This is a genomic window from Barnesiella sp. CU968, assembly GCF_905219685.1.
Taxonomy (GTDB): domain Bacteria; phylum Bacteroidota; class Bacteroidia; order Bacteroidales; family Muribaculaceae; genus Lepagella; species Lepagella muris_A.
Genome location: NZ_CAJMXD010000061.1, coordinates 1 through 10,751 on the forward strand (window position 1 = coordinate 1; position 10,751 = coordinate 10,751).

The window sequence follows — 10,751 nt, forward strand, 5'->3', positions numbered from 1 at the left end:
CCAGCACAAATAGCAAATTGCCATCCAACTCTTGACCTCGAATTTGATTAACACTTTTTAAGAGACACTAGTGAAACTTGTTTATATCGATGACAGAGGATCGGCAAAAACATTGAGCAATCATCTTACTGAGAATGATGCTTGCCGAGCCTTGCTTGAAAATTTTATCGAGGAAAAAGCCTTCAAATCACAACATGGATTAAAATAATGGAACTTACAGCTATATTTATCCGTTCATGGTTCGGCAGTGCGATTCTGCATATCGGAGCCGGGCTTCGATATGGATGTCTGCGACTATTCCGTCGAGGGCGGAGAGTATCATACAAGCAAATACGTTATGGTTCGGACGATTTCAGCAACATAGACCATGCCGACAGCAACCTTGCCAATGGCATTCTCGGCTTCCTTGTTTTTGCGGTTTTTCTGATTTTAATAGCCAACTGATATGATACCAATCATCTTGATTTTGTGTGCAGTCATTGCATTTGTCGGACTTATGGTTAAATGGCCAAAGCCGGGAGTGTACTTATATAAAGTGGCTGTCTTTGTACTGTTTCTGCCGGCATTATTCTTTGCTCTGTTCTTTACACTTATGGGATTGAGTGTAAATGCACTTAACATTGACCTGCACCCTTGGAGGGAATATGTCATGTATAGGTTCATGTTTGCAGCTACTGTTACAGTAGTATTGTTTGTCGTGTCGCAAATCCCATTGATGTTTATCCGACAGCTTTCTAAACAAGAAAAACTAAAAATAATTAAGAAAGAAGGGCTTATCTATATTGTCATCTTGGCAATTGGCACCGGACTACTCTATTATGCCGTTAAGGATTCAACCCATACTGAAAACTATGTAATTGAACGCATTAACGATTATCATAAAGATAACGACCGCTATCCTGATAGTTTGGCTGAGATAGGTGTGCCTTCCGATACCACCTCTCATTTTGGAGATATACACATTCTGTATTCCCATAACGAAAGCGCATTTACACTATTGGTAAAATCGGAATATGATGAATATGTCTATGATAGCCGCAATGATATGTGGAATGATATACCGGAAGGAGAAACAGGAGCAGATAAAATGATTGTAATGCCTGTGGATTCTGATGACATCATCTTTAGCGATTACGAAAAAATCGCTTCGTGGGGAATTAGCGAACCTGAATTCTTCAGACTGTCACAATCTCAATATGAGATAGCGAGAGAAATACTCATAAAGCATTTCACAGACTCAATAAAACCGGCTGAAAGCGGGGATTATCTGATAGAGCATCCATCGGGGAGTTTGGAATATACCGCATACCCGTATAATAAATATCGTCATCAGTTTTTTGGATGGAAAGATTCTGATGGTATTAAATATGCTTACATTATTCTTGTCAGCAAGGAGCTTATTGAAAGATATATAACCAACGGCTACTTAAACAATGATAAAGAACTGATATGTCTGGAAGATGGTGGAAGCGATGAAGTCGATGTCCTTATAAATCTTGACGAAAGCAAACTTGAGGTTTTCGGAGTGCATCAACATGGGTAAATTCAAGAATATCACCGTTCAGCGCTGATTTTCACGCACACTTGGGACATTTGTCACATCCATTGTCAACTATTCTTCTTATATTTGCGATATTACAGATAATAGACTCTCATGAAACTATGGCGGAAAGGAGGTAAGCAATGAAACATATACTTTTGATAATTACAACGGTATTGATCTTGTGTGTCTCGTGCAGGGGCAAAGGGTCAGCGTCGGCATCGAGTAATAGCCGTCATGACTCGATTGCAGCGATAGATGACAACAGGTCTTTTGAGTTCCTAAAGAAGCTCGGCATAGAATATGAATCGCTTATAACTAAAGATGATTCTTTGCCGGCACCATCTGACCGTGATTTTCTCCTCACCACCCCTGAACAGTGTTCATTGCTAAGAGGCGTAATCACTTCTGACTTTACCCCGTCGGATACCGCATCTGCATATCTTGTATCTGTCCGCCAAATAAACGACAACGCAATCCTATGTCAATACAAATATCTTTTCAGCGATGCCGAAGATGTGTATATTGCCACATACGATACTGACGGACATCTGATTGACGCGTTGTTCGCGGGTAACGATTGGGATAAGTCGGAATTAGCTTATAATCTGACGGACTCTACAGAGTTAGTCTCCGTCAATCATACATTAGTGTATTTTATCGGAGATCATGAGTTTACTTATAACCATGAATACAAAGAAATAGAACATAACGTCAATACCGACAAGAACACAACCACCTACTCTCAAATGGCATCAATGACTTGTAACATAGAGCCGAACGGTAAAATCGACATAACTATGGAAGACGGATATGAAGATGGTGTGTTCAGATTATGTCGTGGTTCAGACAGTAAGATGGAATGGAAACTGATGAATGATATGCTCTCACTGACCCGCTATCCTTATTCAGATAATAAAGTGCTTGGCCGATGGAACGAATTGGGGAAGATGGTTGATGCGACTTCCTCTGAATCATTCGTTTATCATTTTTTCAAATATGTATTCTTGCCACAGCCTGCAAAGGTCTTGAAGTGGGTTTACGATAATCGTGATTACAAATCTCTGTCCTTGACAAGACCGCTTGGATTCTATTATACATATACTCCACAATCCCGAAAAATCATAGACGAAGCCATCGCCCGACTTGACAATCTGGCAATGCAGGCATATTATAAGGAAATGACCGAGCTGTGGATTACAAATGATTGATATTATGAAAAAATTGATTGGCATATTTATTCTGATACTTATTCTGTCTGTCGTGGTCGTTGGATGTGGCAGAGGTCATAAATCCGAAACTACCGTATCACAACAAACGGCAGAGGACACCGTAATTGCAACCGTCCCTCAGGTTGTCAGAGGCAAGGTTGTAGAAGATACCGTTATAGGCCATTGGACAATAAAAGCATTAACAGACTCCAATGATGTAATCGTTGGAAGACAAGACTGGGCTGTAAGAGATTCATCCGTATTTCTTACCCTGTCGTATGACCGAAATATCGTGTACTCCGACAAGGAAATTCGCACGAAAGATTTGGTCGGCAACGAGGGTGAATATATGATGCAGTGGGGTGGCGAAGTCTTTTGGGCATCTGACTCTGCTGTTTACTTGTCGTTTGGTTGCTTTCTTCCCGACACGGACGATGGCTGGAATATGCTGTATCAGATTCTGCCCGACGGCACATCAAATATCATTGTCATTGATGTATATATGGGCGTTGATGGCTTTTATGTAGTGGCAGACTTCATGGCTCTGTATATGAACGAAAGAGCCGTAGGCGCGTCATCGGCAGACTTGAAAAGGCTGTATGAGCAGTATTGCACCAAAGAACTTGCCGAAGAACTGTCTGCGGCGACTTTCCCGATTGTTTCGGATAACACCGACTTTCGGCACGCCTATAAGACAATTCATATAGAACCTAAAGACGGCTTTACGGGACTTCCGCTGGAAAAGTATTCATTCGAGGTAAAGTTCAAACCGAACCCAAACGATGGAAATGTAACCGATGGAATATTTATTGAAGTCGATGGTTCGTCAAATAAGATTTCAAACATTTACAATGGCTACAGGAAAGTGATTTAACAACTTAAAATACAAACTACTTTAACACTATATGATATGGGCTTAGATATATACGCAGGAACCTTGACACGTTATTACTGCCGTGATTGGAAAAATATCACACAACAGCTATCGGAAGAAAAAGGACAGAAATGCGTAATGGTAGACGGATGTGGCAATGAGATTAAACCTGAAGAAAATGAAGAAGTAATCGAGCAGATCCGAGACGCTGTGTGCCAATGGATTGACAATATTGCGATAAGTATAAATCAGTCCTTTCCATCTCCTTTATGGGATGAAAAAGGCGAACATGATTACTTTACCGATAAGCCGGATTGGGAGGCATACGGTGCATTAATAATGTTGCAAGCCTGCAATTTACTTGGTTGTCCTTTGCCTAAATATGTGGAACGTGGGTGGAATGCTTTTAATGAGCTTATAGTCAAAAAAGCCATGTCGCAGGAATTCCCCAGCTCGTTGCTGTCTGATGTGGAGTTTTGGCTACCTATTCCGGGAAAGATTTATTTTACCACTTCACTACCGAATGGAAATGAAGCAACTTTCTCTACGGTTTCAATGTTGAAGCAGGAATTGGAAGAACTGAATCATAAGATATGGAAAGCTGATGAGGATATTATACTTTCCTGGCGAAATGATACATATTATAAGCCTGTTCTACAAAAAGAGCCAAAACTCTTGTTTGGCTTTATCCGTCGTACAAATAAAACTCTAAAGGAGAAATATCGTACTGAAGAATTAGCCCAATGCGCTTATTCAATGTTATATCAAGCGGTTAACTTTGCAGACAAGCATCAAGTGCCAATTCTATTGGATTATTAGTCTGTTATTCAATAATAGAATATATCTGCGCGATGGAGAATTTAACGACGAAAAGGAGATGGCTATTAATCGGATTGCTTCTTATAGAGGCAATGATTATGTTTTGGGTTGTTCCAAAGGCTAACGCTGATGAAATTGAAATGTCAATATCTCTTACGATTAGTCTATCATTAGCCCTAATGATAAGTTTGGTCGTATTGATAAAATGGAATCAATGTAATCGCAAGACCGTTATTCCCGCCTTTATTGTATGCGTTGCAATATATCTTCAGATATTATATTGCTCAGTGTTCTATAAATGGGGCGTCTATGTTTGTATGACCTTACCGATATTCCAGCTGATTTTGGGATATGCGATATTTAGGTATTCCAACGACATAATTTCTTTATTTATTGGCTGCTCGAATCTGATGTTTTCGGCTATATGGGCTAACCAATATCAAGGTTTCCTATGGTTTAATAATAAATCCAGCGACCTTGAAACTATAGCAGTGGCGAGTCTTTGTGCCTTTGGCGGTGCTGTGATTGTATTCGCCATATCAGCTATTATGATAATGAAGCTCAACCCGTAAACTCCTCAACAACAATGAAACTGACAGGTAAAAATCATACTAATAGATTTTGTAATTTACTGATATCAATAATACGAGATACAGCAGATATGAGATTCCTACACCTTATTATATTGATGTTGGTAATGTTAAGTTGTTCAAGAGAAAAGCCTGACAATGTTTTCATGAACGGTCTTCCGGAATTAGGATTTACCATTGATTATGCCTGTTTCTTGAATCAAGACAGTGCAATCATTATCGGAAGACATAAAGAATACAACGATTCAGTCCCTACTCAATACAGCAATTCACTTGAAATATATGTATCGAATAATAAAGGGAGCAGATGGTCTCTGAAATCAAAAATTCCTTTTAAGGATCTGATACATTCAAGCTACACCATTAAGAGTGATGCCGGATTGTTTACTTCTCTATTTTCACAAACTGGAGATGCCTACCTATTGAATACAAAGTATAATCCGGAATATTCAGCCAAGTTAGTTTATACCGGCGAGATGAGATATTTACCTATTGTAGTCAAGAAAAATTTACTATATTTGACAACAAGCAAGGAAAATGAATTTACTCTTCTAACAATGGATTATACCTTTCACGTTTTGACTCATCTTCCGTCTCCACATCTGTCTCAAACCGTTTTTGGGGAAGATGAGCTGTATGCTATCAGAAGATACGCCATAAATAACAATATGTTTGTCTATGACAAAAACGGACAATGGCATTCACATACTTGTCCGGTAAATCCCTCATTCATAGCAGAACTCAAAGATGGCATTTGTATTGCCGGAAGCATACAATCCGATGGAGTGGAACTCTATTCTTTTACCCAGTCCACGCAAAATCCGAAACTCCTATATTCAACTAACTATTATACGTTTGTTAAAGACCTTATAACCGACAGGTTGAATACTGTGGCTCTGGTTTTAGGATATAAAACTGGATTATTCATTAAGTACAAGCTCATTGTTAGTAATAATTCAGGGAAAGATTGGAAAACTTTCGATATTCCTAATAGTGTATTATATGCAGCATGTTCCATTTATGGGAATAGTATCTATTTGTTTCTCACGAACAATCGCTTGATACAATACCGAATTAGCTAAAGAATGATTATAACGATTCTTTCCTACGAATGAAATCTGACAGCAAAATATATCGGTTTTTCTTTGGGCGGCGTGGTGAAACTCGCTTGCCATTTGGTGCTATGCTACTGATTCTCGTGCCTTTTCTCATTGTAGGTTTGTATTTCCAAAACCACAAGTACAATGCTCTGTCGGCAAATCCGGAACATACATCGACTGTGATTTCAAATATCGGCTATATAGGCAACAGTGGTCCTATAATACATTACAAATTTACAGTGAACGGTGTAACATATAAAGGTGGTATGCATGCCAATGGTTTTGCCGTTGGCGACAGCATAGGTGTGGTATATCAGAAAGACAACCCGGAGAATAATATGACGGTGTTTGAATATCATGATGGTCCGTCGTATGGTTCGGGCGCAATATTCGTCATCGCTGCGATTGTTCTGGCACTATACCGGTGGCGAAAAATCAATCGAAAATACAACGACAGCTGCCCGGAGTTGGATGGCTCTGGAAGGTGTAGTATTTACCGCACCGACAAGGAATATATATTTGTTACAGTATATAATGTCACAGCGAGTCTTCCGATTAAATTCCTCCCCATAGGCTGTAGTAACGGAGAATTTGAGAATACTCTCATGGAAATATTCCATGCAAGTCTGCACGGCAAATATGTGGAGCTGAAAAACGCGGAACTGATCAAAGCCATGAAGCAACGCTCATGGCGACAGCTTTACCAACACTCCACATGTGTGCTTCTGAAACACGACAGCCGCACTTTGGAGATTTTGCCCACCCGGAAAGCCACCGATGGCAAAGGTCTTGACTGGGATTATGACCGCGCCCTGTCTTTTGACCTTGACGGCGCGTCTTGGAAAGACATCATAAACTTAACCCGAAAACTCCTTGAACACTATGAAACTGACAGATAAACGATTCTGGAAATTCGAGGCAATTACCATTGTCTATGCCGGATTATTGATGCTTCTTGAACTGATAATCTTTGGTAAATCCCTAACAGGTGAAATAATGTTATTCATTATTGCTTGGTGTTGTATCATTGGAGCTATTACCTGGTCTTTTGCAAACGGGAAACACTGGTTCTGCAAACGGGAAACACTGGTTCGTATTTGGGCTAATCTTTGAAGTCTTATTCATTATCTTACTATCCGCCTACCTTATGATAGATGGATTAAATAGTGGACTTTTGGATCGGATTGGCTTTGAAATGTGCGTTGCATTTGTTTTGCCGATTGCTATTGTATGTTTCATACCTTCAATGATATTGGCTTTTGTCGGCTATCATCTCTTTAACAAGAATATAACGAATAAAGAAAAACTACAATGACAAATATAACCGAGAGATATAATCAGGAGAAAGAGTCTACTATACAGTATGATATTTCTGAACTGTTGCATACAGATTTAAGCGACGATCTGAAAGAACGCCTCATGAATTTGGGCAATCCAACAGTGGGTAAATTCATCGCCTTATTCCCTATACAGGATAAAATCAAATTCTCTGCTATAAGGGACGCGTTGAATGACATGAAAGATATTCTCCCAAAGAACTTCTTTGAAGATACCAAAGATGAAGTAACAGAGATTTGCGATGATTATAAATGGCTGAATAGTAAGAATGGCAAGTTGATACTGAAAATAGAGGAATGGATAAAGGAGGCAAGACATTGTGTTGCGTTTGATTTCCCTTCTGAATATATCTATATCGGCAGAAGCTTTATTGCTCCTGTTAGTCTTATTGTAGGAGGCTATGTAAAAGAATTGAACACTAAGACCATGATTGAATCATGTCTTGACAATATGAATCCGCCAATAGACATTGAATATAGAATTTTGATATGCGATTGAACGATAAACGATTTGGGATAGCATGGCTTGTGCTTCTCATCTTGGCGATTGTGAGTTGCATGGCAGAAGGCTGGAACGAGGATACAGTGTTGCTCGGTGCGGCATATATGCTGTCGCTATTATCAACATGGCTATGTCACAGAGTCAGACCGAGAGCAGCGTTAGGCAATCTGATTGTGATGATAGCCTATAATGCCATATTGAGTTACAATCTCGTGTTCAATAGCCGCTATGGAGCCGGATTGACATGGTGGCTTTTCGCACTGCTTCTGAACGCCATTCACTCAATCGGGTTACTGATTTATACCTCAACTATTCGGTTCATAAAAAAACATAATTGATATAACATTAAACAGACAGATAAAGAAACAAATATTCAAATCTCAATAAATATGCGTAACCGAGTATTAACAATATTGTTTGCCATGACCGCATTCTTATGTAGCGGTCAGGCTTTTCTCGCAAAATATCCTAAGCTGACAAAGAAGAATCTGAACAAGTTTTTCTTGGACTGGAAAGCGTATTCAGATACCATCGACTCAAATAATGTTATCACAGACAGTGTGATAGCTGATATTTTTATGTGGAATAATGTAGTCTTTGGCCTTGAAGGTCATCCTGCAAACGAACCCCAATATAACGTTATCCCTCAGACAATCGAAATTGAACGATATTACCTCAATGCTGATACCGTTATGGCGAAACTTTGCCTCGGTTTTCCGGAATTTATAGAAGATTTGAAAGATGATCAATATGTTGTTGACAGCGTGACGCCTGTTCTGCCGTGGCGAGGTTTGTATCTGACATCAGGCATAAACAAGAAACTGTCGTCATTTGCAGGCGGATTAAAGAATGGTGATAAGATAGGAAAGATCAATAAGAAGAATGTCAATAAACTAAAGAAATATATCCCGGTTGATTATGGTCATTGGGGTGGTTATTGGTGGTTTACCTCATTTCCGATTATTACCAATATTCGTTATGCTGACAATTTAATAGCAGTAGACAGAAGAACAAGCTGGTGGACGGGCGATGTAATATGGTATGTAAAAGAAAACGGTAAATTTATAAGGCGACCGGAACCAATAACAACATGGGTTGAATAACACTACAATTAGACACAATGGAATCAACCGGTAAACGATTTTGGAACAGATGTGGAAACGCGGTCAATGAGCTATTCTTTTGGCTCTTTATTGTATTTGCCGTGTTGCTCGCCATTGATTTATGGTGTCTGTTAGCGACTGCCATAGTTTGCCTATTCGGAAAAATGTATAAATCGTTGACATTGTTGAAAATATTTGGAGCGTATGGGATAATTCTCATGCTTTTCTCCAATTTTACATTATGGCTGACAATGTATTCGCCAAAGATATACAAACGGCTTGTGTCAGTGGTCCGTAGTAAACGACTGAGACTATTGTATTTCCTGACATTAGGCTATGTGAACACATATCTGCTGAACCTCTATTATATCAGATTCAGATATAACCAGTATGAACTGACACAGTATCGTGTAAATGTGTTATATTCGGTTTTGGTCATGTTCCCAATCATAAATATCCCGGTCTATGTAGCGGACATTCGTTACAGCGAGCAACAAGTGTCCTTGGGCTATGCGGCTAAGTTATATATGCAGGGAAGATTAGCAACGTACCTGATACAAAAGGATTATTCATCATTAACAGAGAATCAGTGATGAAACGATACTATCTGTTTGATTACATCTGGTATATTGGCGAGGCTTTGAGGAAAAAAGGTGGCAATCCATCAAGCGGAAGTCTGACGCTGAGTTTTGTTTGGTGGTTTGGGCTCATTGTTCGTTACTGCTGCCAGCGATATTCCGGCTCTTTGGAAATCCGGCAGCGATAATATGCGGGCTCGCCCTGTTATTTTTGCCCGAAATCTTTTGCAGACTGCGCTATACTGAGCAACGCCGCAAGGAGATAATGGAGCATTATTCCGGTATGAAGAAGCTGTACCAGCGGTTGTTTGTCATCTATGGCTCAACAATTCTGTTTGCGGCTACAGTTTTAATCATTATGTTTAGTCTTGGATTCATTACAAAGAAGCTATGAAACTGAAAAATAAACAATCTCGCCATATCAACATCTTAGCCTGAATCGTGTCTATTTTTGGCGATAGGGTGAAAAACTAAACGCCTAAGTATCAACAATACTCGGGCGTTTGATAAAATATTTCAGCGGAGAGACAGGGGGCGTGCTTCTCCGCTGTAAATGCAGCTATATCAAATAGTTGGATATTCAATATTTTTGTCAGTGCCGTTTTAGTGCCAAAGTACACAAACCGGATTTTGGACTCCGAAAGCCGGTCTCCACAGGCAATGTCCAATCACTATTTCAAAATTAGTCGATTTGTGTCACACTTGCAAGACCGGGAGTTCGATTTAATAATTTCTAACAGAGTCTCGCGCATTTCTTAAATCTGACTTGTAGGTACATATTTTTCTATATTCGCATCGGGAAGTTTACTGCCTTTTGCCCGCACATCCTTGATAAAAGCATCTATCTCGACCTTACTCATTTTCTTTCGTATATATGCGTAATATAGAAAATCCAATGTAGTCAGATATGTTATCTGATATTGACTGCAATATTCCTTTATATCTTTAAGGTTGCTGCTACCAAGCACATCGTGATTATCACGACAATATACCATACAAGCACTCTCACCCTTGCCTAACAACGCGAGTTCGGGATAAGAATCTTCAATTTACAACCAAGCTAAAGGACACAGTGCATTGGGCGACCTGTCAAGGCC

General features: G+C 39.5%; 11 protein-coding genes and 1 pseudogene. 11 read left to right on the plus strand and 1 reads right to left on the minus strand.

Features of this window, described 5'->3' with window-relative positions; genetic code table 11:
* The first annotated feature begins 207 nt into the window (after positions 1-207).
* The 11 genes from JX312_RS03980 to JX312_RS04030 all read left to right on the plus strand — a co-directional run bounded on the left by JX312_RS03980 (position 208) and on the right by JX312_RS04030 (position 9,076).
* Entirely contained in the window at positions 208-444 is a 237-nt protein-coding gene (locus JX312_RS03980) for a hypothetical protein (RefSeq protein ID WP_204457147.1), read from the plus strand.
* Between the two features lies 1 nt (position 445).
* Positions 446-1,543 carry a hypothetical protein gene (locus JX312_RS03985; protein WP_204457148.1) on the plus strand — a complete coding sequence of 366 codons (1,098 nt, stop codon included), beginning with the start codon at positions 446-448 and terminating at the stop codon, positions 1,541-1,543.
* Positions 1,544-1,683: 140 nt separating this feature from the next.
* Positions 1,684-2,751, plus strand: coding sequence for a hypothetical protein (locus JX312_RS03990; protein WP_123406742.1), 1,068 nt, complete (start codon positions 1,684-1,686; stop codon positions 2,749-2,751).
* Positions 2,752-2,755: 4 nt separating this feature from the next.
* Positions 2,756-3,625 carry a hypothetical protein gene (locus JX312_RS03995; protein ID WP_124096507.1) on the plus strand — a complete coding sequence of 290 codons (870 nt, stop codon included), beginning with the start codon at positions 2,756-2,758 and terminating at the stop codon, positions 3,623-3,625.
* 36 nt (positions 3,626-3,661) lie between these two features.
* Positions 3,662-4,444 (plus strand): hypothetical protein, encoded by a 783-nt coding sequence (locus JX312_RS04000; RefSeq protein ID WP_123406746.1) that lies wholly within the window; start codon positions 3,662-3,664, stop codon positions 4,442-4,444.
* 586 nt (positions 4,445-5,030) lie between these two features.
* The gene (locus JX312_RS04005; RefSeq protein WP_124096508.1) at positions 5,031-6,116 is read left to right on the plus strand and encodes a hypothetical protein; all 1,086 of its coding nucleotides are present in this window, start codon (positions 5,031-5,033) and stop codon (positions 6,114-6,116) included.
* Between the two features lie 101 nt (positions 6,117-6,217).
* On the plus strand, positions 6,218-7,033 hold the full coding sequence (locus JX312_RS04010) for a hypothetical protein (RefSeq protein WP_204457149.1): 816 nt from the start codon (positions 6,218-6,220) through the stop codon (positions 7,031-7,033).
* Positions 7,017-7,247 carry a hypothetical protein gene (locus JX312_RS04015; protein WP_204457150.1) on the plus strand — a complete coding sequence of 77 codons (231 nt, stop codon included), beginning with the start codon at positions 7,017-7,019 and terminating at the stop codon, positions 7,245-7,247. Before JX312_RS04010 ends, JX312_RS04015 begins: the two co-directional genes overlap by 17 nt.
* Positions 7,248-7,445: 198 nt before the next feature.
* Positions 7,446-7,970: a hypothetical protein gene (locus tag JX312_RS04020; protein WP_204457151.1), complete on the plus strand. Its 525-nt coding sequence runs from the start codon at positions 7,446-7,448 to the stop codon at positions 7,968-7,970.
* Positions 7,961-8,311 (plus strand): hypothetical protein, encoded by a 351-nt coding sequence (locus JX312_RS04025; protein WP_204457152.1) that lies wholly within the window; start codon positions 7,961-7,963, stop codon positions 8,309-8,311. Before JX312_RS04020 ends, JX312_RS04025 begins: the two co-directional genes overlap by 10 nt.
* A 51-nt stretch (positions 8,312-8,362) precedes the next feature.
* The gene (locus tag JX312_RS04030) at positions 8,363-9,076 is read left to right on the plus strand and encodes a hypothetical protein (RefSeq protein WP_204457153.1); all 714 of its coding nucleotides are present in this window, start codon (positions 8,363-8,365) and stop codon (positions 9,074-9,076) included.
* Positions 9,077-10,409: 1,333 nt separating this feature from the next.
* Here the strand turns inward: JX312_RS04030 and JX312_RS04035 are convergent.
* Positions 10,410-10,673 (minus strand): annotated as a pseudogene (locus JX312_RS04035) (hypothetical protein); the annotation flags it as partial.
* Positions 10,674-10,751: the final 78 nt, after the last annotated feature.

What these genes read in the sequence shown, in the direction of transcription:
- JX312_RS03980 (WP_204457147.1), top strand. Translation starts at nt 208, where the DNA reads ATGGAACTTACAGCTATATTTATCCGTTCATGGTTCGGCAGTGCGATT.
- JX312_RS03995 (WP_124096507.1), top strand. Translation starts at nt 2,756, where the DNA reads ATGAAAAAATTGATTGGCATATTTATTCTGATACTTATTCTGTCTGTC.
- JX312_RS03985 (WP_204457148.1), top strand. Translation starts at nt 446, where the DNA reads ATGATACCAATCATCTTGATTTTGTGTGCAGTCATTGCATTTGTCGGA.
- JX312_RS04015 (WP_204457150.1), top strand. Translation starts at nt 7,017, where the DNA reads ATGAAACTGACAGATAAACGATTCTGGAAATTCGAGGCAATTACCATT.
- JX312_RS04025 (WP_204457152.1), top strand. Translation starts at nt 7,961, where the DNA reads ATGCGATTGAACGATAAACGATTTGGGATAGCATGGCTTGTGCTTCTC.
- JX312_RS04010 (WP_204457149.1), top strand. Translation starts at nt 6,218, where the DNA reads ATGCTACTGATTCTCGTGCCTTTTCTCATTGTAGGTTTGTATTTCCAA.
- JX312_RS03990 (WP_123406742.1), top strand. Translation starts at nt 1,684, where the DNA reads ATGAAACATATACTTTTGATAATTACAACGGTATTGATCTTGTGTGTC.
- JX312_RS04020 (WP_204457151.1), top strand. Translation starts at nt 7,446, where the DNA reads ATGACAAATATAACCGAGAGATATAATCAGGAGAAAGAGTCTACTATA.
- JX312_RS04000 (WP_123406746.1), top strand. Translation starts at nt 3,662, where the DNA reads ATGGGCTTAGATATATACGCAGGAACCTTGACACGTTATTACTGCCGT.
- JX312_RS04005 (WP_124096508.1), top strand. Translation starts at nt 5,031, where the DNA reads ATGAAACTGACAGGTAAAAATCATACTAATAGATTTTGTAATTTACTG.
- JX312_RS04030 (WP_204457153.1), top strand. Translation starts at nt 8,363, where the DNA reads ATGCGTAACCGAGTATTAACAATATTGTTTGCCATGACCGCATTCTTA.